Below are 23573 nucleotides of genomic sequence, written 5' to 3' on the forward strand. Positions count from 1 at the left end.
GGACAAGCGTAGGCTCTCCAAGATGAGGCTCATCAAGTACGGCCACGCGTGCTGGCGACTGGAGAAGGACGGCAAGGTCCTCGTCATCGACCCGGGGGTCTTCAGCGAGGTCGAGGCGCTGGACGGCGCCGACGCGGTGCTCATCACGCATCAGCATGCCGACCATCTCGATCCCGAACGGTTGCGGTCGGCACCCGCCGACCTGGAGGTCTGGACGTGCGAGGCGGTCGCCGGCGACCTGGCGGAGGTGCCGGTCAAGGTGCAGACGGTGCGCCATGGCGACGCGTTCGAGGTGGCGGGGTTCGGGGTGAGGACGTTCGGCGAGTGGCACGCGGCGAACCATCCCGACATGCCGGTCGTGGAGAACGTCGGGTTCATGATCGACGACCAGGTGTTCTACCCGGGTGACGCGCTGACGGTGCCCGAGGTGGAGGTGCCGACGCTGCTGGTGCCCACCACGGCGCCCTGGCTGAGGCTGCCGGCCATGGTCGAGTACCTGCGCACGATCCGGCCGGCGCGGGCGTACTCGACGCATGACGCGCTGTACAGCGAGGTGGGGCTGGGGTTGCTGGACACCTGGCTCAAGCTGGAGGCCGACAAGCAGGGCGCCGACATCCGGCGCGTCCCCGTCGGCGAGTCGGTCGAGCTGGCCTGACGCCGGGGCGGCCGCGGAGGAGTCGAGCCGCCCTGACGCCAGGGCGGCCGCGGAGAAACGGTCAGGCCGCGGAGGGGCGGTCAGGCCGCGTGGGCGATCGTGGCGCTGCCGATGACGGTCGCGCCCGAGTAGAGCACCGCGGCCTGACCCGCGGCGACCCCCGTGGCCGGCCGGTCGAGCTCGACGCGCAGCCCGTCGCCGGTCTCCTCGAAGCGGCACCCGTACACCTCGCCGTGCGCGCGGAGCTGGACGCTCAGGTCGTCGAGGCTCGACGGGCCGTTCCAGACCGGACGGACGCACGTGATCGTCGTGACCTCCAGCGCCGAACGCGGCCCCACGGTGACCGTGTTGGACACCGGCTCGATCGACAGCACGTAGCGCGGCCTGCCGTCGGCGGCCGGCCGGTCGATGCGCAGGCCCTTGCGCTGGCCCACCGTGAACCCGTGGGCCCCCTGGTGGCTGCCCACCACCTCGCCCGCCTGGTCGACGATCGGCCCCTCGGCGGCGCCCAGCCGCCCGGCCAGGAAGCCTCGGGTGTCGCCGTCGGCGATGAAGCAGATGTCGTGGCTGTCGGGCTTGTCGGCGACGGTCAGGCCGCGCCGGGCCGCCTCCTCGCGCACCTCGGCCTTGGTGGAGTCGCCCAGCGGGAAGATCGCGTGGCTGAGCTGTTCGCGGGTGAGCACGCCCAGCACGTACGACTGGTCCTTGGCCTGGTCGACGCTGCGCGAGAGCACGCCGTCGACGAGCCTGGCGTGGTGGCCGGTCGCCACGGCGTCGAACCCGAGCGCCAGCGCCCGGTCGAGCACCGCCGCGAACTTGATCTTCTCGTTGCACCGCAGGCACGGGTTGGGCGTGCGACCCGCGGCGTACTCGGCGACGAAGTCCTCGACCACGTCGCGCTGGAAGCGCTCGGCCATGTCCCAGATGTAGAACGGGATGCCGATCACGTCGGCGGCGCGGCGCGCGTCACGCGAGTCCTCGATCGTGCAGCAGCCCCGGGCTCCCGTGCGATGGGATTGGGGGTTGGCCGACAGGGCGAGATGGACACCGGTGACATCGTGACCGGCCTCGGCGATCCGCGCGGCGGCCACGGCTGAGTCGACGCCGCCCGACATGGCGGCAAGCACACGCAATCCCATGACGTTCCAAGCGTACTGTCCGATGGGGAGTGGGCCTCGCGGCCGGTGCGGCCCGGCCATGTCCTGGAGCCCCCGGCCGGGGTGAGGGCGCGGGCACGCCCGCGGTCTGGAAGGATTCACGGCTATGCGACTGTTCGAGCGCCTGGGCGGCGAGGACGGTATCGGCGGGACGGGCGGGCAGCGTGACCGCGTGTCCGCGTTCTGGGCGTGGTGGCAGGAGACGCGGCCCCGCGTCGACTCCCGGATGGCCGCCGACGACATCCACGGCATGGCGCAACTGGTCGACCGCGCCGTGTGGGCGCTCCACCCCGATCTGAAGTGGGAGCTCGCCCCCGGCAAGGAGGCGGCGCACGCCCTGGTGGTGACCGCCGCGGGCGACGCCGAGCTGCGGCCCCTGGCCCACCGCTGGGCCGCGGCGGCGCCGGAGGGCGACCTGGTGTGGGAGTTCCACCCGTCGCGGCAGGCCGACCCGCGGGCGACGGAGCGCACGGTCAGGGTGGACGAGGACACGCTCAAACTGGACAAGCTGACGCTCGGGCTGCGGGTGCCGCGTGACGGCTCGCGCGTCGACGTCTTGGCCTACCATCCGGCCTTCGCCGACCTCGACGAGATCGACCGGATGGACGCGACGCTGATCGCCCTCGACTGGCTGCTGGGCGAGGACGAGGTGGCGCGCTGGGTGGGCGAGATCACCCCGGTGACGTTCGAGCCGATCGACGCGGTGGCCGCCGCGCACCTGCCGGCCGTGGTGGCCGACCTGGCGGCGGACCTCGCGCCCGGCGCGGGCGAGGAGCAGTGGGCGCTGCTGGAGGGGCTCACGGGCAGCGGCACGCCGCTGACCGCGGCCGCCCGCCATCCGCTGCGGCCGGTGGACCATCCGCTGTTCGACCAGCACGTGGCGATCACGCTGCCGTACCGGCACCGCGACGAGGGCGGCCTGCCCACCGGCGACTCGGTCACCGCGCTGACCGCCTTCGACGAACGGCTGTTCGCGGGGCTGCTCGACCGGCGGGAGACGGCCCTGCTGGCCGTCCACGTGAGCGCCGAGGGGCTGCGGTTCTACCACCTGTACGCCGACCCGGACGGCGACACCGCCGCCTGGGCCAAGGAGCTGGCCAAGGGATGGAACGAGGGCAAGGCGGGGCTGGCGGTGACGGCCGACCCGGCCTGGACCGCGGTCGCCCACTTTCTCACCTGAACAGCACCGGAGGACCTGAACCGCGCCTGAGGGAGCTGAACCGCGCCCGAGGGAGCTGAACCGCGCCCGAGGGACCTGATGAACCGCGCCGGAGGGTCGGCGGTCAGCCCAGACCGGCGCGGCGGGCGCGTTCGACGGCCGTGGGCAGCACCTCGACGAGCCGGTCCACGTCGTCACGCGTCGAGGTGTGCCCCAGCGAGAACCTGAGGGAGCCGCGCGCCGACACCGCGTCGGCGCCCATGGCCAGCAGCACGTGGGACGGCTGGGCCACGCCCGCCGAGCAGGCCGAACCGGTCGAGCACTCCACGCCCTTGGCGTCGAGCAGCATGAGCAGCGCGTCACCCTCGCAGCCGGGGAACGAGAAGTGGGCGTTGCCCGGCAGCCGCTCGGCGGGGTCTCCGTTGAGCACCACGTCGGGCACGGCCTCGCGGACGCGCCGGATCAGGTCGTCGCGCAGCTCCGTCAGCCGTAGCCGCTGGCTCTCCTGCTCCTTGACCGCGACCCGCACCGCGGCGGCGAAGCCCGCGATGGCGGGCGCGTCGAGCGTGCCGGAGCGCACGTCGCGCTCCTGGCCGCCGCCGTGCTGGACGGGGACCGGCGTCAGGCCGCGCGCCAGCAGCAGCGCGCCCACCCCGACCGGGCCGCCGATCTTGTGGCCGCTGACGGTGACCGCGTCGGCTCCCGACGCGGCGAACGACACCGGGAGCTGGCCGACCGCCTGCACCGCGTCGGTGTGGAACGGGATGCCGTGGTCGCGCGCCACCGCGGCGAGCACGTGGACCGGATGGACGGTGCCGACCTCGTTGTTGGCCCACATGACGCTGACCAGGGCGACGTCGTCCGGGTCGCGGTCGATGGCGGCGCGCAGCGCGTCGGGCCGGACGCGGCCGAGCTCGTCGACGGGCAGGAGCTCCACCTGGGCGCCCTGCGTGTCGGCCAGCCAGTGGGCGGGGTCGAGGACGCCGTGGTGCTCGACGGAGCTGACCAGGACGCGGCGGCGCGGGGCGCGCGCCCAGTAGAGACCCTTGACGGCGAGGTTGTCGGCCTCGGTGCCGCCGGAGGTGAACACCACCTCACTCGGCCGGGCGCCCAGCGCGTCGGCGATGCTCTCGCGCGCCTCCTCGACGACCCGGCGCGCCCGGCGGCCCGCCGCGTGCAGCGACGAGGCGTTGCCGACCTGGCCGAGCTGCTCCGTCATGGCCTCGATCGCCTCGGGAAGCATCGGCGTGGTCGCAGCGTGATCAAGGTAGGCCGACGGTCTGCTCACCCGCCAAGGGTATCTCGTTTGCCACTGTACCGTCCGGACGGTACAGTAGTGGCATGAGACGGGACGAGTTGCTGGACGCCGCGGAGGACCTGCTCTGCGACCAGGGCTCGGCCGCGCTCACGCTCTCCGCCGTCGCCGACCGCGCGGGGGTGAGCAAGGGCGGCCTCCTCTACCATTTCGGCAGCAAGGAGGCCCTGATCAAGGGCATGGTCGAGCGTCTCATCGACGAGTTCGACCAGCTCCTGGCCGCCCAGCCGGGCGACACCTACACCGAGCGCTACGTCATGGCCACACTGGCGGCCGTCCGCTCGGGCCGGCTGCGACGATGGGCCGTGGTCACCGGGGCCTCGGGCAACCTGTTCCTGCTGGCGCCGCTGCGCGAGGCCATGGCCCGCTGGCACCGCGAGGGGCTGGCCGACGAGCCCGACCCGCTGGCGTCCCAGGTGGTGCGCCTCGCGTGTGAGGGGCTCTGGGACGTGGCCAGCCACGACCCGGAGCTCAACACCGAGAGCGACCTCCAGGCCCTGGAGGCCCGGCTGCGCGCGCTGCTGAAACCTCCTCCGGCGCCATAAGTCCCCCCAGGGGACCCGCCCGGCGGCCCGAAGAACCCGAGGAATCGGGCGAGCCGTAAAGGCCACGCCGGATGGAAATAAGGCGGCCCACGGCGGCGTTGCAGGCTCTGGCTCGGGGATCGACCCGGGCCGCGGCGGCCGGTGCGGGGACGCACGGAGCCCACCTCGTGTGGGCCCGTTTCCCCCGCGACCCGGCCCATGGCCCACTCACGGAGACGGGGCCCGCCGCGCCCACCAGGCGATCTCCGTGACAGGGCCACGGCGGCACCACGCCGCGCCCCCACCCAGGACGCCGGCCACGACCCGGCGGGCGTCCGCATGCCCCAGGACGCCGGCCCCCGCCGGCGCCCGCCCCCTCCCCGAGGGCCGCGGCACCCCGCCGCGCCCCACCGAGCCCCCGAGGGCCGCGGCACCCCCGTCGCGAGCCCCCAGGGCGTCGGCCCCCGCCGACGCCCGTCCCCCCGCAGGGCGCCGGCCCCCACCGGCGCCCGCCCCCGAGAGGGCACCGGCACCCCCGCCGGGGCCCCTCCCCCGACTTTTCGCATGACGTTCGTGACGCTCTGAGAGGTGTGCTGTGATGATGGCGAAGGACCTGCGGACGGCCCGGTACGGGGCCGTCCTGACGTTCGTGATGGCAGGACTGATGGTGGGCACGATGACCGTGCGCATCCCGGCGTTGACCGACAAGCTGGGCCTGTCGGAGTCCGTCGTGGGCGCCATCCTGCTCGTCTGGGGCCTCGGCGCCCTGGTCACCATGCAGTCCATGCGTCGCGTCATGGCCCGTTTCGGCAGCAGGAGCGTCCTGCGCGTCGGCGGGCCGCTCACGGCGCTCGGCCTGGTGGGCGTGGCCTTCGCGCCGAACCTGCCGATCCTCATGGGCGCCGCCGCGTTCTTCGGCCTCGCGTTCGGCATGGTGGACATCGCGATGAACGCGCAGGGCTCCACCGTCGAGCGCGCCTACGGGCGTCCGCTGATGAACGGCATGCACGCGGGCTGGTGCGTCGGCGCCATCTCCGCGGGCGCGCTGGGCAGCCTGGCCATCGCGCTGGGCCTGTCCTTCACCGCGAACCTGGCGCTCGTCGGCCTGCTCTCCCTGCCGGTGATGATCCTGGCCGGCCGCGCGTACCTGGCCGAGACTCCCGTCCGGGAGACCGGGACGGCCGCGCGGCGCCGCATGCCGCCGATCGTCTACCTGCTGGGCGCGCTGATGTTCTTCGCGTTCATGGTCGAGGGCACGGTCGCCGACTGGAACGGCCTGTTCATGCGTGACACGCTGGGCGCGCCGGAGGCGGTCGCGGCGCTCGGGTATCCGGTGTTCGAGGTGGGCATGCTGGTCGCCCGGCTGACCGGCGACCGGCTGCGGTCGCGGTTCGGGGTGCGCGGCATGCTGACCGTGTCGGGGCTGGCCACGGCCGGGTTCTTCACGGCCGTGCTGGCGGCGCCGGCGCCGCTGATGGCGGTGGTCGCGATGTTCTTCGTCGGGCTCGGCGTGGCGACGATCTCGCCGATGACCCTGTCGCTCGCCGGCACCGCCACGGACAACCCCGGGCCGGCGATCGCCCAGGCCGGCGCCATGGGGTACGCGGGGCTGCTGCTCGGCCCGGTCGTGATCGGCTTCCTGTCGGACGTCACCTCGCTGCGTACCGCGCTCGGGCTCGCGGTGGTGCTCGGCCTGCTGATCACGCTGGCGGCGCGCCTGCTGCCGCGCGAGGAGCCCGCGGCGGTCCGGGTGCTCCCGGCGCCTGAGCGCGAGCGCGTCGAGGTCGCCGCCTGAGCCACCACGCTTCGGTGGTCACACGAACGGCGCCGTACGGATTCATCCGTACGGCGCCGTTCGCGTCGTTCAGGACGCGCCTCGGCCTACCGGGTCTGTTTCGCGGGGCAACGGTTCTGCACCGCGGGCTGGACGCGACCGGCGACGGTGGCAGGCTGGCCCAAGGCGGCGGTCACGAGCGGCTGGTGTCCGCGCGGACGAGGCTGTCAGCCGCTCTGGTCGAACAGATCCTGAAGACTCTGAGCGGTCGCCGCGCGGGTCATCCAGCTCTCCAGCTGGGCAAGATCAGCGCAGGTGGAGATCTGGGCGCGTACGTCGTCCGGAACGTCCAAGCCGCGGGCCCCCAGCACGAGCAGAAGCATCCTGGCCGCCTCTTCGGCCTTGCCCTCGGCTCGGCCTTCGTCGAGACCGCGGCCGTAGTGCTCGCGGGCGAAGGGGCTGTAGACGGGCCAGTCTGTGGACGTCATGATCTCCTCCAGGAGGTGCCGCACTTCGGGCGCCGACATGCTGTAGGCGTATTCATAGTACTTCGGAGCGTGTTCGTCACGCGCGGTCAACGCCGTGGCGAAAGCCTCCACCACCTTGCGGTCACGGCCGTGGACCATGACCGCCATGGCCGACAACCCCAGGTTGGCCGCAGCTTCCTGAGGATCGGTGATGACCGGTATGCCGTCCGGGCCCAGCACCTGGGCCTGCAGGCGATATCCGGTCAGCCCGGAATCGATCGGCACCGCATAGTGAGCGGCAACTCCCCGATCGGGGCAGATGAGCAGAACGGTGACATCGCAGCCCAGCAACAACCACAACGCGGCGGCATAGCGCGCCAGTTGCCGGGGGTTCTTGGACTTGTCCTGCTGGATCTCCACGATGATGGCGTGGGCAGGCGTCTGCGGCGGCCCTAAGACGATGACCAGGTCGGCCTCGATGTCGTCAGAAGGCCGAGTGTTGAAGGTCGACTGCTCCAGCCGGACCAGCGGGGTGGCGGGCAGCTCCATGCCCAGAAGATCACGCAACACCTCGACCGCCAGCTGTGGACGATTGCTGAACAGCCGGATGAGGGCGTCATGACGGGGGGACGGCATGGCACTGATTGTCACACGTCAAGCACATGCAGTTACGGAAAACGGCCATCATGACCAGCCGTTTCGGAGACGGCTGGCATGTGACGCCGCTCCGACGTCCTTGGCCGACGGATCGGCGAAGCGGCTCTTGAGCGGGGGTTTGGGGGGCTGCGCCCCCCAAAGTCACAGCCTGAGCTCTCTGCGCGAAGCGCCCTTGAGCGAAGACCGTGCTCTCCCCCTGCGGCTACTTGCGCTTGGTGACCTCTTCGGTGAGCTGCGGAACGACCTGGTGCAGGTCGCCCACGACGCCGTAGTCGGCGAGCTCGAAGATCGGCGCCTCCGGGTCCTTGTTGATCGCCACGATCGTCTTCGCGGTCTGCATGCCGGCCCGGTGCTGGATGGCGCCGGAGATGCCGGCCGCGATGTAGAGCTGCGGCGACACGGTCTTGCCGGTCTGGCCGACCTGGAACTGGTGCGGGTACCAGCCGGCGTCCGTGGCGGCGCGCGAGGCGCCCACGGCCGCGCCGAGCGCGTCGGCCAGGCCCTCGATGACCGAGAAGTTCTCGGCCGAGCCGACACCGCGTCCGCCGGAGACCACGATCGCGGCCTCGGTCAGTTCGGGGCGGGCGCCCTTCTCCTGCTTGACCCGCTCGACGATGCGGGCCGCCTTGGCGGCGTCGCTCAGGGTGAGCGACACCTCCTCCTCCGCGCCGGCGCCCGCGACGGGCTCGGGAGCGGTGGAGTTGGGGCGTACGGCGACGATGGGCGTGCCCTTGCGCACCCGGGAGCGGACGTTGACGCCGCCACCGAAGATCGACTGGTCGGCCACGAAGCCCTCGCCGAGGCCCACGGCGTCGGTGATGACGCCCGAGTCGGTCTTGACCGCGAGGCGGCCGGCGACCTCCTTGCCCTCGGCCGTGGCCGCCACCAGCACGGCGGCGGGCGACTTGTCGGCCACGAGCTGGGCGAGCAGCTCGGCCTTGGGGGCCACCACGTGGTCGACCACGTCGGCGGAGGAGGCGACGTAGATCTTCTCGGCGCCGTACTCGGCCAGCCTGGCCTTGGCGGCGTCAGTGAGACCGGGGCCGGCCCAGACGGCGGCCGGCGTGCCGAGGCCGCGTGCCAGCGTCAGCAGCTCCAGCGTGACCTTCTTGACCTCGCCGTCGAGCTGCTCGACGAGAACGAGAATCTCCGACATATCAGTAAAACCCCCGTTCTCAGATGAACTTCTTGGAGGCGAGGAAGTCGGCGGCCTTCGCGCCACCGTCGCCCTCGTCCTTGACGATCGTGCCGGCCGCACGCGGCGGGGCCGCGGCGAAGTCGACGACCTCGGACCAGGCGGCGTCGAGACCCACCTGGTCGGCCGCGATCTCGGCGTCGGCGATGCCGAGCGTCTCGACCGGCTTCTTCTTGGCCGCCATGATGCCCTTGAAGGACGGGTAGCGCGGCTCGTTGATCTTCTCCACCACGGACACGACGGCGGGCAGCGTGGCCTCGACCCGGTCGAACCCGTAGTCGGTCAGCCGCTGGACCGCGATGGACGACCCGTCGACCTCGACCTTGTTGGCGAGGGTGAGCTGCGGGGTGCCGAGCCGCTCGGCCAGCATCGCGGCGAGCACGCCGGTGCGGGCGTCGGTGGACTCGGAACCGAGGATGACCAGGTCGAAGCCGATCTTCTTCAGCGCCTGCGCCATCGCATAGGAGGTCGACAGCGCGTCGGAGCCGTGCAGGGCGTCATCGCTGAGGTGGACCGCCTTGTCGGCGCCCATGGCCAGGGCCTTGCGGATGGTCTCGGTGGCCTTGCCGGGGCCCATGGACAGGACGGTGACCTCACCGCCGTGGGCCTCCTTGAGCTTCAGGGCCTCCTCGACCGCATACTCGTCCAGCTCGTTGACCACGCCGTCTACGGCGTCACGGTCGAGCGTCTTGTCATCGGACCGCAGCTTGCGCTCGGTCGCCGTGTCGGGGACCTGCTTCACGCAGACGACGATGTTCATGGCCGGTGGCCGACCTCCCGTGTTCGCGTGCGCCACCGCGTCGGTGCGGCGGGCGCTGGATGCATGCTGTCCAGACTGCCAGGTGTCCCGTGGGCTCCGTGACAGCGGGTGGCACGGGTCGCTCCCGTGCTCCCCGCCGCCATGTTACCCACGGGTAGCTTCGGCGCAAACACGGCCTCCCGGGCCCGCGCCGCGGCGTCACCGTCCCCCACACTACCGAACTTTGTTCGGTACGCTTCGAAGGGGCGCCCGTCAGGCGGACAGCAGGAACACGATCCCCGTCACCAGCGCCGTACCCGCGAACAATGCCAGCGTGAACGTGCTGAACGCCATGCTCAGTCCCAGGCTCAGCCCCACCGCGCCCGCGATGCTCGCGAAGTCCACCACGATCCGGCTCGTCCGGTACGGCCGGCGCGCCAGCAGCGCCACGCCCGCGTCGGCCACCACCGCGAGCGTGTACCCGGCCAGCAGGAACAGGGTCACCTCCGGCAGCGGCTCGCGCGCCGCGGCGGCCAGCAGCGCCACGAACAGGGCCGAGCCGATCACCCAGCGCCTGCGCACCTTCTCCCGGTGCCGCGCCCTGGCCTCCTCGGGCGAGCGCCGGCGCCGGTCGTCCCCGGGCCGCCATTCGCGGGTCTCCAGGTCGTGCAGGCCCTCGCGCCGCGGCTCCGCCCGGGAACGCCGCCGGTCGCGGCGCAGGTCCGGCTCGCGTACGCCGGACAGATCCGGCATGTCGAGACGGGACGCGTCCGTGCCGGGCAGCCCCGTCGAGGACGTCCGGGCGGCGGGCGCGTCGGGGAGGCGTACGGCCGCCTCACCGGCCAGTCCGCCGGCCCCACTGGCCGCGCCGCCGGTCGCCCCACCGGTCCTGCCGTCGGTCGCCCCACTGGCGGTGCCGTCGGTTGTCGCGCCGGCCGCCCCACCGGCCGCGCTGCCGCCCGGCGGAGGAACCCCCGCCGCCAGGCCCCCCTGCGCGCCGCCCCCGGACACAGCGCCTCCAGACGCCACGCCCCCGGACACAGCGCCTCCAGACGCAGCGCCTCCAGACGCCACGCCTCCAGACGCAGCGCCTCCAGACACCGCGCCCCCAGACGCCACGCCTCCGGACACCGCGCCCCCGAGCGCAGCACCGCCCGGCGCGACGCCGCCCGGCAGGACGCCGCCTGCCGCCCCGCCGTCGGCCGCGGCGGTCTGCGACACCGACAGGCCCGGCGGCGACACGGGCGTCCCGTGTGTGCCTGCCGGCTCGGACGGCAGAGGCCCGGCGAGCGCCCCCAGCTCCGCGTGCAGCTCGGCGGCCGTGGGCCGCGCGGCGGGATCCGTGGACAGGCACCGCCGCAGCAACGGCTCCAGCCACTCCGGAGCCCCCTCCAGGTCGGGCTCGTGGTGGACGACCCGGTAGGCGACCGCCGACGCGGGACCCTGCCCGTACGGCTGGCGTCCCGTGGCCGCGTACGCCAGCGTGGCCCCGAAGGAGAACACGTCGGCCGCCATGCCCGCCTCGCGGCCTTCGAGCACCTCGGGCGCCAGGTAGCCGGGCGTGCCCACCACCGCGCCCGAGGCCGTCACCGACAGCGAGTCGAGCGCGCTCGCGATCCCGAAGTCGATGACCACGGCCCGCCCCTCGACCATCATCACGTTGGCCGGCTTGAGGTCGCGGTGGATGACGCCCGCCTCGTGCATGGCCAGCAGCGCCGCCGCCAGCCCGGCCGCCAGGCGCGGCAGGTCGGCCACCGGGACGGCCACCGCGCTGAGCGGCCTGCCCTGCACGTAGCGGGTGACCAGGTACGGCCGCGCGCCGTCGCCCGGCCGGCCGCCGTCCAGCGAGGCGTCGAGCACCTCCGCCACGTACGGTCCGCCGACCCGGCGCATCGTCTCGACCTCGCGGGCCAGCCGCGCCAGCGCGACGGTGTCGGCCGCGACGTGCGGATGCAGCACCTTGACCGCGACCGTGCGCCCCTCGGGGTCGAGCGCGAGATGCACCTCGCCGAAACCGCCGGAACCGAGCCTGGAGAGCAGGTGGTACGGACCGAGATGCTCGCTCATACCCCTTCCTTCCCCTCAGGGGCGGGTCAGGACACGCAGGACGCTCAGGACCAGGGTGACAGGAAGCCCAGCCCGACCTGGCGCAGGAGATCGTCGATGAGGCCGGTCATGAGACCCGTCGCGCTGTCCCGTGCGCTGCGCGACAGCTCCCTGATCACGGTCTGGGGGGCGCGCCACGGCTCCCACACCGTCTCCTGGCCCAGCGCGAACATCACGACGACCAGCGTCACGGTGCCCACCGCCAGCAGCGCCACCGTGGCCGCTCCCGGGCTGCGCAGCATGCCGGTGATCGCCCGGGTGACCGTCCGGCGGGGCGGGCCGCCGCCCGGCAGGACGAACAGGCCGGCCGTGAAGGCGCCCGCGGCCCACGCGACGGCCTGGTTCATGTCGTTCATACCGCCGCCCCAGCGCAGCACGCCGTACACGCAGAGGCCGAACAGGATCGACAACGGCACGTGGACCAGCGACACGAGCGCCGCCTTGACCAGCGCCCACGGGGTGCCGACGAGCACGAGCAGCGGGTCGGCGGCGCTGGAGCCGCGGATCTGGCGGCGCTTGACCATGTCGCCGAACAGGTAGTCGCCCACCCGCAGCACCACCGCGAGCGCGACGGCCACCGCGCCCACGGCCACGGGCATCATGACCGTCAGCGCGACCAGCATGACCAGCAGCAGCCCGCCGACGAGCTGGCTGCCCACCAGGTAGCGCTTGCGCTCGGCGGGCGGCGTGTACGGGGACGGCGGGGTGGCCGGGCGGTGACCACCCTGGGTCGCGGGCGGCGTGTACCGGGGCGGCTGGGTGGCCGGACGGTAGCCGTCCTGGGTGGCCGGGTAGCCGGGGGCCGGCCCGGCCACCCGCTGGTCGGGCCGGGGCGCGCGGGCCGGCATGGGCGCCGGGACGTAGGGCGGCGGGCGCTCCTCCTGCCGGGGGCGCTCCTGCCGGGGCTTCGGCTCGTAACGGGGCTGCGGCGGGCCGTACTCGACGGGCGGCAGCAGGTCGGCGTAGGAGTCCTGGGCGTCGAGGACGCGCGTGCGGGTGGACAGCTTCTTCGTGCCGCCCGACTGCGCCTGCGGCGCGGCCTCGTGGAACGTCGTCACCGACGGGTCGAGCGCCCTGGCCATGCGCAGGAGCTCCTGGGCGCTGGGCCGGGCGGACGGGTCGACGTCCAGGGCGCGCGAGAGCCAGCCGCGCAGCCACGCGGGCGCCTTGTCGAGCTGGGCGCGTCCCTCCATGATGTTGAAGCAGACCGCCTCGAACGTGCCCGTGCCGAACGGCGGCGCGCCCGTCGCGGCGAAGAACACCGTGGAGGCCAGCGCGTGGACGTCGGCCGCCTGGGTGATCTCGGAGTCGCGGATGATCTCGGGCGCGAGGTAGCCCGGCGTGCCGACGAACATGCCCGTCTGGGTCAGCCGCGTGGCGTTGACCAGGTGGGCGATGCCGAAGTCGATGACCAGCGGCTCACCGTCGACCAGCATGACGTTGGACGGCTTGAAGTCGCGGTGGATCACGTCGGCGGCGTGGATGGACACCAGCGCCTGGCAGAGCCCCCGCGCGAGTTTGATCACCTCGCCCGCGGGCAGAGCGCCGTCGTTGAGTACGGTCTCCTCCAGCGTGCGACCGGGCGCGAACCGGGTCACGACGTACGGCTGGCCACCGACGAGCTCGGCGTCGAGCACCTCGGCCACGTGCGGGCTGCGCACCCGCCGCATGGTCTCGACCTCGCGGGTGAGCCGGTCGCGGGCCTTGAGGTCGGCGGCCACGTGCGGGTGGAGCACCTTGATCGCGACCTCGCGGCCCTCGGAGTCGACGCCGAGGTGGACAACCCCCATGCCGCCCTCGCCGATCTTCCGTATCACCCGGTAGGGGCCGAGCCGCTCTGGCGCCTGGGTATTGCCCGTGCTCATCGCCGTCTTCCCCCCGTCATCCCCCCGAGTCCCCCTTCAGTCCGTCGAGCTGCTCCACCACAGGTCCCACGTCCACCGGAGCCCATACGGCCCTCCTCGCGTCGTCCCTGAACGTGCCGTAGGCGAGGAGCAGCGACAACGCCGCGGCCGCCCCGAGGACGCCCGCCAGCACCATCGCCGCTGTTCTCGAGGGTACGAGGGAAGCGAGCGTCCTGCGCATCTGGCGCCCCGGACCCTCCACACCCGGGCCCGCGCACAGGGTCCAGAGGGCGACCGACGCTCCCCAGGCCAGCGCGTTGTACGGGTCCGTACCGAGCACCACGGTGAGGAGCAGCGTAACGGGTAGCCCGAGAATGAGCGCGTAAAGAACCAGCGCGAGCGTGATGCCCACGGACTTGGCCAGCGCCTGCGGATGCGCGAACACCCTGACCACGTCCAGCGCCGCCGCGCCGGTCGAGCGGCGCGCGATCAGCTCCGGCTGGGCCAGGTCAGCGGCGCGCAGCAGCACCGCGACGGGCACGACCACCGCGGCCACCAGCACGGGCGCCATGACCGCCACCACGATCATGACGACGAGGAGCATCGCGCCCGCCACGCCGTAGGCCCGGGAGCGCTGGAGCACCTGGCCGGGTACGGCGCCCGGGACGAACGGCTCCCGCTTGGTCCGCGGGTCCGGCGGGTAGTGGGGCTGGGCGGGGATGTAGGGGGGCGGCGGCTGCTGCGTGGGACGCCCCTGCGACCCCGGCCCGGCCGGGCCGCCCATGCCGAACGCGTGCCCGGACTGATGACCCGCCTGCTGACCCGCCTGCTGACCTGCCTGGTGGCCGGCCTGCGGGCCGGACGCGGGCGTGGCGTGCGGGCCGGAGTAGGCGGCCGGCCCGGAAAACGCCGCGGGCCCGCCGTGCGGGCCCGATCCTGGATGGGCCGCGGCGTGCGGTCCCGATCCGGGATACGGCGCGGGACCCGCGTTCGGTCCCGTGCCCGGCGCGGGGCCGGGGCGGCCGTAGTCGACGTTCGGGCGGCCGTAGTCGGGGCTGTCGGGGCGCACGCGCCGCGTCGGCACGTCGCCCTCCTGCGACGGCAGCGGGCCGTGCTCCTGGGGCCACGGGGACGCGGAGCCCTCACCGGGCCAGGGGGACGCGGCACTGTCACCCGGCCGCGAGAACGCGTTGTCGCCCGGCCGCGGGTACGCCGGGCCGTCGCCCGGCCGCGGGGCGCCCTGCCACGGCTGGGCGCCGCTCTCCTGCTGCATGCGGCGCAGTTCCTCGGGCGTGACGCGGCGGGTCGGCCACGGGTCGCCCTCGTCGCTCGCCCACGGGTCGGACTGGTCGCCGCCCGGTGTCGGACCGGCCTGCCCCGCGCCCGGAGCGCCCGCCACGGGGCCGCTCTGCCCGGTCCCCTGACCGGTCCCCGAACCGCCCGGACCGGCTCCGGGAACAACCGGGCCGCCCTGACCGGCTCCCGGAACGACCGGGCCGCCCTGACCGGCTCCTGGAACGGCCGGGCCGCCCTGGCCGAGCAGCGACACGTACGGCTGGTCCTGGCCCGGCGGCGTCTGCCCGGGAGCGGGCACGCCCGGCTGGCCGAAGCGGACCTCCTGCCCGTCGAGGAGCTGGCGGGGCGTGACCGGCGGCGTGGAGATCTCCCAGGCCGGGCGCTCGGCGACGGGCCGCGGCGCCGGCAGGTCGAACCGGTCGGGGCCCGGCACCGTCGAGATCTCGTCCGGCGACCCGCCCGGCGACCGGGGCAGCATGCGCGCGGTCTGCTCGGCCAGCTCGGCGGCCTTCGGCCGCTTGCCGGGGTTGCGCTGGAAGGCGGCCTTGAGCAGCGGCTGCAGCTCGGCCGGCGCGGCCCCGATCTCGGCCTTGCCCGCGGTGATGTTGTAGAAGATCATCTCCAGCGTGCCCTTGCCGAAGGGCGGCTGGCCGGTGCAGGCGTACAGCAGCGTGCCGGCCCAGGCGTGGACGTCGACCTCCGGCCCCGCCTCCTGCCCCTCGATGATCTCCGGGGCGAGGTAGCCGGGCGTGCCGATGAACATGCCGGTCTGGGTCAGCCGCGTGGCGTCGACCGCCTGGGCGATGCCGAAGTCGATGAGCACCGGCTCGCCGTCGAGGATCAGCACGTTGCCGGGCTTGAGGTCACGGTGGATCACGCCGACGGAGTGGACCGCGGACAGCGCCGTCGCCACGCCGTGCGCGATGCGCACCACGGCGGGCAGGTCGAGCGGGCCGTCGTCCTTGACGATCTCGTCCAGCGAGCGTCCGGGGACGTAGCGCGTGACGATGTACGGACGATGACCGGTGACGTCGGCGTCGACGACCTCGGCGATGTACCGGCTGCGCACCCGGCGCATGGTCTCGACCTCGCGCGACAGCCGTCGCCTGGCGACCTCGTCACCGGCGACCTCGCCGCGCAGGACCTTGACCGCCACGTGCCTCCCCTGAGGGTCGGCAGCGAGGTGGACAACGCCCATTCCGCCTTCACCGAGCCGCCTGAGCAGCCGGTAAGGGCCAAGTCGGTCATCGTTCATGGCATGAAGCACCATACCGGCTTAATCCCCGCCCACGAGATGAACCATGAGGCCACATTCCCACTCGTACAACGTCCGGATCGGGGCCATCGGTTTCCGATCCCTCGGTATCGAATCGGCCACGACATTCGCGGGGTCGCGGCGACTTGCGCTATGCGTCGTCGGCCAGGGCGAGGACCTCCGCGCCCTTCAGCCCGGCCAGGGTGGACCCGGCGACCGCCAGCTTGCTCCTGCGCAGCCCGCTGCCGACGACCACCCTCGGGTGCTCGGCCACGCGCGCGTCCACCAGGATCGGCCAGTCGGCCGGCAGGCCCAGCGGCGTGATGCCGCCGTACTCCATGCCGGTCAGCTCCACCGCGTCCGCCATCGGCGCGAAGCTCGCCTTGCGCGCCTCCAGGTGTCTGCGCACCACGCCGTTGACGTCGACCCGGGTCGTGGCCAGCACCATGCAGGCCGCGTAGCGGGTCTCGCCGCCGCGCCTGGCCGCGACGACGACGCAGTTGGCCGACTCGTCCATGGTCACGCCGTAGCGCTCGCAGAAGGCGGCCGTGTCGGCCAGCTCGGGGTCGATCTCGGCCACCTCGGCGAGACCGGGCAGCTCGCGCACGGCACGGGCCACCGGGTCCGCCAGCAGGTCGGTCCGTTCGGTCGCGGGCACCCAGTGCAATGTCATCCCATCTCCTCGTTCGCTCCCCCAGGACCCTACGCGGTCCCGGTGACAGCGTGCCGTCACTGCGAGCGCAGCACCCTCTGGTGGAGCTGCGTGACGGCGGCGCGGGCCGACTCCATGGCCCCCGCCTGCCAGGCGATCAGGTGGGTGAGCCAGTCGCCCGCGAAGTAGACCCTTCCGCTGGGGCGTTGCAGAAGAGTGAACGACGAATCAAAGGCCGGCCAGCGCACCCAGCCGCCCTGGATGTGCTCCTGGCGTTCCCAGGCGATGGAGACGCTGGACAGCAGGCCCTTGCCGTACTTGTCGCCGTGGATCTTGCGGCCTTGGGTGAGGGCGCGGCGGCGGCGGTCCTCGGGGGTGAGCGCGCCGTACAGCTCGGCCTCGGGCCCGGTGTTGTAGTAGCCGACGATCAGGCCGCGCTCGGAGTGGTAGCCGTGCGAGGGGTACCAGATGTGGGTGATGTCCAGGTCGGTCTCGGTGATGCCGCCGTAGACGCGGTCCTCCAGCTCCCACCAGCGCCGGTCGTACTCCATGCCGATCTTGCCGGCGGCGACCGGGACGGGCGTCCTGAGCGCGGCGGTGACCTCGACGCCGAGGTTGTGCGGGATCCGGGCGAGCACGTGGGGCGGCAGGGTGGCGACGCAGTAGTCGGCCTTGATCCGGCCGCCGTCCCAGACGACCTCGACGCCGTCGGCCTGGTTCGTGATCTGCGTGACCTTGGCGCCCGTCCTGACGCGGTCGGCGCCAACGGCCTCGGTCAGCCGTTCCACGATGGCGTCCATGCCGCCGACCGGCTGGAACATGGGGGTGGCCTGGTCGTAGCCGAAGTCGTTGAGTATGGAGCGGCCGGTGCCGGCGGCGAGGACGTCGTGGAGCGCGCCGGGGCCGGGGACGGGGGTGCCGCCGTCCAGCGCCGGATACTTCAGGTAACCGCGCCGGGGCGAGCCCTCGTAGTCGAGCTTGGGGCCGAGGTCGCCGAAGCGGCGCAGGAAGTCGAGCAGGTGCTCCCGGTCGTCGCGGGTCAGCTCCCGGTCGAGCGCTCCGGCGTTGGTCGCCTTCGCGAGTAACTCCGCTACATACCCATACATGTCAGCTTTCGCGGTGCGGGCCCGCACCGTGCCGCCGCTCGTATGGACGTACGCCTGGGCGTTGCTGTTGACGAACGTCTCGATCGGCACGCCGAGCTCGCGGCAGTAGTCGAGCGTGACCATCCACTGCGCGATGCGACCGGGCCCCGCGTTGAAGTAGACGCCCTCGCCGAACCTCGCCTCCTGCGTGACGCCGCCCGCCTCGGTCAGCCGGTCGCCGCCGCGCAGCGTGAGGTTGCGCCCGCCGGTGCGGTCGCGCGCCTCCAGCAGCGTGCAGTCGTAGCCGGCCTTGCCCAGCTCGTACGCCACGGTGAGCCCGGCCACGCCCGCGCCGAGGATGACCACCGTGCCCGCGGCCCGGCCGGTGAGCGAGAAGTCACCGGACCGCGGGGCGGCGAACGCCTTGTCCTGCCCGGACGGCGCCAGGCCCAGGGCGCCCATGGCGGCGTACATGGCGCCCGCGCCGCCGACCGCCCCGATGCCGACGAGCAGCCCCCGCCGCGTCAGCGCCGCACCCTCCACGCCGCACCTCTCTCCAGGCATGTTCCCGGCCCGCCGCCCGCGACGGAGCGACGGCCGCTCCGCACCGTACACCCGCGCCCCGGCACCCGCGTGCCGGACACCCCGCGGCCCCGGAGGGGGCTCAGCCGTAGGGGCCGCTGCCGCAGGCGATCTGGCCGCCGATCGTGGCGAAGATGCCGAACAGCGCCATGATCTGCGTGAAGTCGTCCGTCGTGAACTCGGTGTGGCGCGTCCCCGCCGCCTTCACGCCCGGGATCAGCCCGACCGCGGCGGCGATGGCGGTGGAGTTCCACTCCACCCCCAGCGTGTACGGCGGAGCCAGCGTGTACGGCGTGAAGTCGGTCAACCGGTTGAGGGCGCGGGCCATGGCGTCACGGATGCGGGCCTGGGCCACGCTCGGCGGCAGCAGCTCGGCCGAGAACTTGTCGATCCCCTTCTTCACCGCGACCGTCTCGACGTCGCCGAGCAGCTCGCGGGCCTCCTCGCCCACGGCCTCGTCCCCGCTGACCAGCACGACCGGCACGCCGTGGAACCCGGCGCACGCGGCCACCAGCCGGGTCTCGCCGCACACCTCGCCGTTGAGGTAGACGTTCTGGATCTCCTTGCCCATCCACGTGTGGTTGAGCACGCCGTGCTGCACCCCGGCGCGGGCGTGGTAGCCGACGAATCCGGCCGCCTGGAACGAGGAGTCCAGGCCCTGCGCCATCCGCTGAGCCTTGCCGGGGCCGCGGATGAGGGTGGCGCGGGGGTCGAGCAGGTCGATGCGGAGGTTCTTGGTGGACCCGTGGGCGTCGTTGACCAGCACCGACGTGGCCCCGGCCGCGTGAGCGCCCTCGACGGCGGCGTTGGCGTCGGCCGTCATCAGCTCGCACCCGCGCTCGTAGCCGCGCTTGCCGGCGTGCATCTCCTCCGGGTCGGTGAGCCCGGTGACGCCCTCCATGTCGACCGACAGGTACACCTTCATCCGCCGCGTTCCTCCCTCGTTCACGAGCCCCAGCTCTCCACCCGGCGCACCTCGTCGTCGGTCATGAAGCCGACGTCGGCCGCCATGAACGCCGCCGCCTGCTCCCGCCACGGCTCCGGGATCTCCTCGATCGCCCTCGGGTAGCAGTGGTCGAGCCAGCTCGTCGACTCCTCGCTGACGTCGAAGTACGTCAGGGCCGTGGCGAACAGCGTGTCCTCGATCCCGGGCACGCGGGCCAGGCCGTACTGGATCATCTCCTGGCCGCCGTAGGGCGGCGGGCGCATCCACTTGCGCGCCACGGGCCGGTCGGCGGTGATGGGCGTGTCGAGCGGCCGCCGCTCGATCGCGGCCTGGATGAGCTCCTTGTACAGGCACTTGCCGCAGGTACGGCAGGGGCCGTCAGTGCCGCGCAGGCACCAGCGGACGGAGTCCTTGAGGTCGGAGCCGAGCGCGAGCCTCATGGTGACGGCCTCGCTGACCCCGCCGACGGGCAGCACGATGTGGACGCCCACCGTCGCGAACAGCCGGCCCCACTTGCCGTGCGGCGCCCACAGGTCGTTGTCCGGGGTGTAGCGCAGCAGGTAACGGCCACCGCCGAGCCACCGGGAGCCCATCTCGTACCCGAAGCCGAGCCCGCCGAGGCCGAGCCGGTCGGCCGACAGCAGCGCGCCGGCCGCGACGGCCTGGTGCTCGGGGTAGCCGGGCCGGGGCTCGGCGAGCGTGTACTCCAGGTCGGACCGCACGATCGTGAGGTCGCGCCCGGTCCCCCGGGCCAGCTTGGCCAGCACGTCCGAGCGGTAGTGCGGCCACCGGTTGGGGACGCGGGCATGCGGCACCCGCTGGAAGTGGACGAACGGCGCGTCCGGGTAGACGGTGGCCGCGGCCACGGAGTCCGCGCCGCCGCTGTAGGAGATCGCCAGCGTGCTCCCGGCACGGCGCGGCTCGGCGCCCACGGGCCCGGCCTCGATCCCCCACCCGTCGTGCAGCGCGGCGGCGACCTCGGGCGACACCGCCCGGTCGAAGGTGACCCGCCTGCGCGTCCACGGGGCGACGACGGTCCACGCGGCCACGGCGAACAGGTCGGGATGGGCGTCGTCCGGCACGTCCGAGAGGGAGCACGAGTTGATCGCGAGCTTGACGGGGTGACCGTCGGAGGCGTGGCCGGTGATCTCGTCCTCGGGGTCGAGGCGGAAGGTCAGGTCGCCGCCCGACCAGGTCACCCTCACGACCGCTCCGCGACGCCGGCCGCGCGGTCCCTGAGCTCGTCGATGGCCTGCCAGACCAGGACCTCGTTCTGCAGCACGCCGTCCATCGCCTTGGCCGTCTCCTGGGCCAGGCGCTGGGTGTCCTGGGCGATGCGGCGGGTCTCGTCGAGTTTGGCACGGTCCGGCCCCGGGGCTGCGGGCCCGGCCTTGCGCAGGCGCTCCACCTCCGCCTGGAGCGTCGCCATCTCCCGGCGCAGCGTCTGGACCTCCCACAGGGCGTCCCTGATGTCCTGGCGGTGGTCGGCGATGGAGATGTAGCGGGCATCGAACCACGTGCGCACGGCCTGACGGAGCCGCGCGGGGACCAGGACGCGCATCATGAAACGTCACCATAGTGGGAAATCGCCACCCACCATGGCGCCGTGCCCGAATGGCAACACTCTCTCTTACTCGCCCCCGCGCGCAGCCGTGCCCGGACCGGGTGAACGCCGCCCCCTCGCCCCGCTCCCGCTCTGACAGGGGTGTTGACGGATCCTCGGCCGGCGCTTACGTTTCCGGCACGCGCGCGAAATATATCGATGATCTCCCGAAACTTTCGGAGGCCGCCATGTGGCGAGGCGTTGTCGCGATCACCCTGCTCGGCCTGCCGGCCGTCCACACCCCATCCGCCGGCCCCGACACCACCGCACCGGGCGTGATCACGGTGCGGGAGCACGTCCGCCACCAGGAGATCGACGGCTTCGGCATCTCCCAGGCGTTCCGGCGCAACGAGCTCCTCCGCGCGCTGCCCGAGGACCGGCAGCGCGAGATCCTCGACCTGTGGTTCGACCGCGCCAAGGGCGCCGGGTTCAGCATCCTGCGGCTCGGCATCGGCTCCTCCCCCGCCGGCAGCCCGTACGACCACATGGTCTCCATCCAGCCGGAGGACCCGGGCGGCCCCGACGCGCCGCCCCGCTACGTCTGGGACGGCGACGACAACAGCCAGGTCTGGGTGGCCAGGGCGGCCAAGGAGTACGGCGTGCGGCGCTTCGTCGCCGACGCCTGGAGCGCCCCCGGCTACATGAAGGAGAACGGCGACGACAAGAACGGCGGCGCCCTCAAACCCGAGTGGCGCACCGCCTACGCCCGCTACCTGGCCCAGTACACCCGCTTCTACGCCCGGGAGGGCATCAGGATCACCGACCTCGGCTTCACCAACGAGCCGGACTTCACCGCCACCTACGCCTCGATGCGGTTCACCCCGGCCGAGGCCGCCGCGTTCGCAAAGATCCTCGGGCCCATCGCCAAGGGCGTGAACCTGGTGTGCTGCGACTCGTTCGGCTGGAAGGAGGCCAAGGCGTACTCGGCGGCCGTCGAGGCCGACCCGGAGGCGCGCCGCTGGGTGAGGACCCACACCGGCCACACCTACGCCAGCCCGGTGGACGGGCCGCTGCCCACGACCCGCAGGACGTGGATGTCGGAGTGGAACCCCAACGGCGACACGTGGGACGAGCGCTGGGACGACGGCGGCGGCTACGACGGCATGGCGATCGCCTCGGCCGTGCACGACGCCCTCACGCTGGGCGACGTGAGCGGCTACGTCTACTGGCTGGGCGCCTCGCGCGGCGCCACCCGCGCGCTGCTCCAGATCGACGAGACGACCAGGACGTACCACGTCTCCAAGCGCCTGTGGGCCCTGGCCGCCTACAGCCGCTTCATCCGCCCCGGAGCGGTCCGGCTGGACGCCTCGGCGACCGACCCGTCACTGAAAGTTTCGGCATTCCGGAACACGGACGGCTCCCGGGTGGTGGAGATCCTCAACACGGGGACGAGCCCGGTCACGTGGAGCGACGTTCGCGGCCAGGCGACGACCTACGTCACGGACGAGGCCCACGACCTGGCGAAGTCAGAGGTGACCGGCCGCGCGGTGACGCTCGCGCCGAGATCGCTCACCACGGTCGTGGTCAGGGGTTGACCACGACCGTGGTGACTTGACGCACGTGACGGCGCCCGGCCCCGCGCGGGCTCAGCGGGCGTTCCCCTGGAGGCCCTCAGCCCCGTACGGCGACTGGGGCCAGGCGGGCGGAGCCGTAACGGAAGAAGTTCATCGACCGGAGAACTTCGGCCGGGTCTTCTCGGCGAACGCCGTCATGCCCGTGCGCGCGTCCTCGGTGGCGAAGAGACCGGAGAACTGCAGGCGCTCGATCTCCAGCCCCGTGTCGAGATCGACGTCAAGCCCCCCGTCGATGGCCTGCTTGGCCGCGCGGAACGCCACCGTCGGGCCGTCGGCGAACGTGGCCGCCCACTCCAGCGCCGCCGTGTACACCTCCGCGTCCGGCACCACCCGGTCGACCAGCCCCATCGCGAGGGCCTCGGCGGCCGGGACGTGCCGGCCGCTGAAGATGAGGTCCTTGGCCCGGGCCGGGCCGACCAGGCGCGGCAGCCGCTGCGTGCCGCCCGCGCCCGGGATGATGCCGAGCTGGATCTCCGGCTGGCCGAGCTTGGCCGACTCGCCCGCGACGCGGAAGTCGGCGCACAGCGCGAGCTCGCACCCGCCGCCGAGGGCGTAGCCGGTGACGGCGGCGATGACCGGCTTGCCGATGCGTGCGACCGCCGTGAAGCAGTCCTGCAGCGTGCGGGAGTGGAGGGCCATGTCGGCGTACGACATGGTGACCATCTCCTTGACGTCGACGCCGGCGGCGAAGACGCGCTCGCCGCCGTAGAGCACGACCGCGTGCACGGCGGGGTCGGCGTCGACGGCGCGGGCCGCCTCGGCGATCTCGTGCTGGGCCTGGCGGTTGAGGGCGTTCATCTTGGGGCGGTCGAGCCTGATGGTGGCGGTCTGCCCGGCGACCTCTACGCGTACGAACTCAGCCATGCCCCGACCCTACAAGAGCGTCCCCGCGAAGATCCGGCGGCGCCCATGCGTGAAAAAATCCTTCGCAAAGCTCTCGCCGCAGAAAGAAAATATTGAGACGCTGTGCGTTGCAGCACCCCCAGCA

19 protein-coding genes are annotated in these 23573 nt (G+C 73.1%); 5 read left to right on the top strand and 14 right to left on the bottom strand.

Going from position 1 to position 23573, the window contains the following annotated elements; genetic code table 11:
• The first annotated feature begins 22 nt into the window (after positions 1-22).
• On the top strand, positions 23-655 hold the full coding sequence (locus HTZ77_RS26545) for an MBL fold metallo-hydrolase (RefSeq protein WP_175592402.1): 633 nt from the start codon (positions 23-25) through the stop codon (positions 653-655).
• An 80-nt stretch (positions 656-735) separates the two neighbouring features.
• Here HTZ77_RS26545 and mnmA read toward each other — a convergent pair whose 3' ends face one another.
• Positions 736-1794 carry a tRNA 2-thiouridine(34) synthase MnmA gene (gene mnmA / locus HTZ77_RS26550; protein ID WP_175592403.1) on the bottom strand — a complete coding sequence of 353 codons (1059 nt, stop codon included), beginning with the start codon at positions 1792-1794 and terminating at the stop codon, positions 736-738.
• A gap of 124 nt (positions 1795-1918) precedes the next feature.
• Between mnmA and HTZ77_RS26555 the strand changes: the two genes are divergently transcribed.
• Positions 1919-2992 carry a DUF695 domain-containing protein gene (locus HTZ77_RS26555; RefSeq protein ID WP_175592404.1) on the top strand — a complete coding sequence of 358 codons (1074 nt, stop codon included), beginning with the start codon at positions 1919-1921 and terminating at the stop codon, positions 2990-2992.
• Positions 2993-3095: 103 nt separating this feature from the next.
• On the opposite strand, the gene HTZ77_RS26560 is transcribed toward HTZ77_RS26555, so the two are convergent.
• On the bottom strand, positions 3096-4259 hold the full coding sequence (locus HTZ77_RS26560) for a cysteine desulfurase family protein (protein WP_328808777.1): 1164 nt from the start codon (positions 4257-4259) through the stop codon (positions 3096-3098).
• A 53-nt stretch (positions 4260-4312) separates the two neighbouring features.
• On the opposite strand from HTZ77_RS26560, the gene HTZ77_RS26565 reads away from it, so the two are divergent.
• Together HTZ77_RS26565 and HTZ77_RS26570 are read left to right on the top strand one after the other, a co-directional pair.
• Positions 4313-4831, top strand: a complete 519-nt coding sequence (locus tag HTZ77_RS26565) for a TetR/AcrR family transcriptional regulator (RefSeq protein WP_175592405.1) — start codon at positions 4313-4315, stop codon at positions 4829-4831.
• Between the two features lie 577 nt (positions 4832-5408).
• Positions 5409-6605, top strand: a complete 1197-nt coding sequence (locus tag HTZ77_RS26570) for an MFS transporter (protein WP_235995173.1) — start codon at positions 5409-5411, stop codon at positions 6603-6605.
• Positions 6606-6811: 206 nt separating this feature from the next.
• On the opposite strand, the gene HTZ77_RS26575 is transcribed toward HTZ77_RS26570, so the two are convergent.
• From HTZ77_RS26575 to HTZ77_RS26625, 11 genes are all read right to left on the bottom strand, one after another.
• Positions 6812-7687 carry an RpnC/YadD family protein gene (locus HTZ77_RS26575; protein ID WP_235995174.1) on the bottom strand — a complete coding sequence of 292 codons (876 nt, stop codon included), beginning with the start codon at positions 7685-7687 and terminating at the stop codon, positions 6812-6814.
• Between the two features lie 223 nt (positions 7688-7910).
• The gene (locus HTZ77_RS26580) at positions 7911-8864 is read right to left on the bottom strand and encodes an electron transfer flavoprotein subunit alpha/FixB family protein (protein ID WP_175592406.1); all 954 of its coding nucleotides are present in this window, start codon (positions 8862-8864) and stop codon (positions 7911-7913) included.
• Between the two features lie 19 nt (positions 8865-8883).
• Positions 8884-9663, bottom strand: coding sequence for an electron transfer flavoprotein subunit beta/FixA family protein (locus HTZ77_RS26585; RefSeq protein ID WP_175592407.1), 780 nt, complete (start codon positions 9661-9663; stop codon positions 8884-8886).
• Positions 9664-9915: 252 nt separating this feature from the next.
• Positions 9916-11709 carry a serine/threonine-protein kinase gene (locus HTZ77_RS45445; RefSeq protein ID WP_205303536.1) on the bottom strand — a complete coding sequence of 598 codons (1794 nt, stop codon included), beginning with the start codon at positions 11707-11709 and terminating at the stop codon, positions 9916-9918.
• 44 nt (positions 11710-11753) lie between these two features.
• Positions 11754-13613: a serine/threonine-protein kinase gene (locus HTZ77_RS26595; protein WP_175592408.1), complete on the bottom strand. Its 1860-nt coding sequence runs from the start codon at positions 13611-13613 to the stop codon at positions 11754-11756.
• Between the two features lie 16 nt (positions 13614-13629).
• Positions 13630-16158, bottom strand: coding sequence for a serine/threonine-protein kinase (locus HTZ77_RS46620; protein WP_328808778.1), 2529 nt, complete (start codon positions 16156-16158; stop codon positions 13630-13632).
• 136 nt (positions 16159-16294) lie between these two features.
• The gene (locus tag HTZ77_RS26605) at positions 16295-16816 is read right to left on the bottom strand and encodes a YbaK/EbsC family protein (protein ID WP_175592409.1); all 522 of its coding nucleotides are present in this window, start codon (positions 16814-16816) and stop codon (positions 16295-16297) included.
• A 56-nt stretch (positions 16817-16872) separates the two neighbouring features.
• Complete coding sequence (locus HTZ77_RS26610; RefSeq protein ID WP_328808779.1) at positions 16873-18423, bottom strand: flavin monoamine oxidase family protein; 1551 nt, start codon at positions 18421-18423, stop codon at positions 16873-16875.
• A 121-nt stretch (positions 18424-18544) separates the two neighbouring features.
• Positions 18545-19387, bottom strand: coding sequence for a M55 family metallopeptidase (locus HTZ77_RS26615; protein ID WP_175592410.1), 843 nt, complete (start codon positions 19385-19387; stop codon positions 18545-18547).
• Positions 19388-19407: 20 nt separating this feature from the next.
• The gene (locus HTZ77_RS26620) at positions 19408-20613 is read right to left on the bottom strand and encodes a DUF6395 domain-containing protein (RefSeq protein WP_175592411.1); all 1206 of its coding nucleotides are present in this window, start codon (positions 20611-20613) and stop codon (positions 19408-19410) included.
• Entirely contained in the window at positions 20610-20972 is a 363-nt protein-coding gene (locus HTZ77_RS26625; RefSeq protein ID WP_175592412.1) for a hypothetical protein, read from the bottom strand. The genes HTZ77_RS26620 and HTZ77_RS26625 overlap by 4 nt, the downstream gene beginning before the upstream one ends.
• A 227-nt stretch (positions 20973-21199) precedes the next feature.
• Between HTZ77_RS26625 and HTZ77_RS26630 the strand changes: the two genes are divergently transcribed.
• Positions 21200-22546, top strand: a complete 1347-nt coding sequence (locus HTZ77_RS26630; protein WP_175592413.1) for a glycoside hydrolase family 30 protein — start codon at positions 21200-21202, stop codon at positions 22544-22546.
• Between the two features lie 129 nt (positions 22547-22675).
• On the opposite strand, the gene HTZ77_RS26635 is transcribed toward HTZ77_RS26630, so the two are convergent.
• A complete protein-coding gene (locus HTZ77_RS26635; RefSeq protein WP_175592414.1) occupies positions 22676-23449 on the bottom strand; it encodes an enoyl-CoA hydratase/isomerase family protein in 774 nt (257 codons plus the stop codon).
• Between the last annotated feature and the right edge of the window lie 124 nt (positions 23450-23573).

Source organism: Nonomuraea montanisoli (assembly GCF_013363975.1).
GTDB lineage: Bacteria > Actinomycetota > Actinomycetes > Streptosporangiales > Streptosporangiaceae > Nonomuraea > Nonomuraea montanisoli.

Bases quoted from the DNA above. Each gene is read 5' to 3' on its own strand.
- HTZ77_RS26545 (WP_175592402.1), top strand. From the start codon at position 23: ATGAGGCTCATCAAGTACGGCCACGCGTGCTGGCGACTGGAGAAGGAC.
- mnmA (WP_175592403.1), bottom strand. From the start codon at position 1,794: ATGGGATTGCGTGTGCTTGCCGCCATGTCGGGCGGCGTCGACTCAGCC.
- HTZ77_RS26555 (WP_175592404.1), top strand. From the start codon at position 1,919: ATGCGACTGTTCGAGCGCCTGGGCGGCGAGGACGGTATCGGCGGGACG.
- HTZ77_RS26565 (WP_175592405.1), top strand. From the start codon at position 4,313: ATGAGACGGGACGAGTTGCTGGACGCCGCGGAGGACCTGCTCTGCGAC.
- HTZ77_RS26570 (WP_235995173.1), top strand. From the start codon at position 5,409: ATGATGGCGAAGGACCTGCGGACGGCCCGGTACGGGGCCGTCCTGACG.
- HTZ77_RS26575 (WP_235995174.1), bottom strand. From the start codon at position 7,687: ATGCCGTCCCCCCGTCATGACGCCCTCATCCGGCTGTTCAGCAATCGT.
- HTZ77_RS26580 (WP_175592406.1), bottom strand. From the start codon at position 8,864: ATGTCGGAGATTCTCGTTCTCGTCGAGCAGCTCGACGGCGAGGTCAAG.
- HTZ77_RS26585 (WP_175592407.1), bottom strand. From the start codon at position 9,663: ATGAACATCGTCGTCTGCGTGAAGCAGGTCCCCGACACGGCGACCGAG.
- HTZ77_RS45445 (WP_205303536.1), bottom strand. From the start codon at position 11,709: ATGAGCGAGCATCTCGGTCCGTACCACCTGCTCTCCAGGCTCGGTTCC.
- HTZ77_RS26595 (WP_175592408.1), bottom strand. From the start codon at position 13,613: ATGAGCACGGGCAATACCCAGGCGCCAGAGCGGCTCGGCCCCTACCGG.
- HTZ77_RS46620 (WP_328808778.1), bottom strand. From the start codon at position 16,158: ATGGTGCTTCATGCCATGAACGATGACCGACTTGGCCCTTACCGGCTG.
- HTZ77_RS26605 (WP_175592409.1), bottom strand. From the start codon at position 16,816: ATGACATTGCACTGGGTGCCCGCGACCGAACGGACCGACCTGCTGGCG.
- HTZ77_RS26615 (WP_175592410.1), bottom strand. From the start codon at position 19,387: ATGAAGGTGTACCTGTCGGTCGACATGGAGGGCGTCACCGGGCTCACC.
- HTZ77_RS26625 (WP_175592412.1), bottom strand. From the start codon at position 20,972: ATGATGCGCGTCCTGGTCCCCGCGCGGCTCCGTCAGGCCGTGCGCACG.
- HTZ77_RS26630 (WP_175592413.1), top strand. From the start codon at position 21,200: ATGTGGCGAGGCGTTGTCGCGATCACCCTGCTCGGCCTGCCGGCCGTC.
- HTZ77_RS26635 (WP_175592414.1), bottom strand. From the start codon at position 23,449: ATGGCTGAGTTCGTACGCGTAGAGGTCGCCGGGCAGACCGCCACCATC.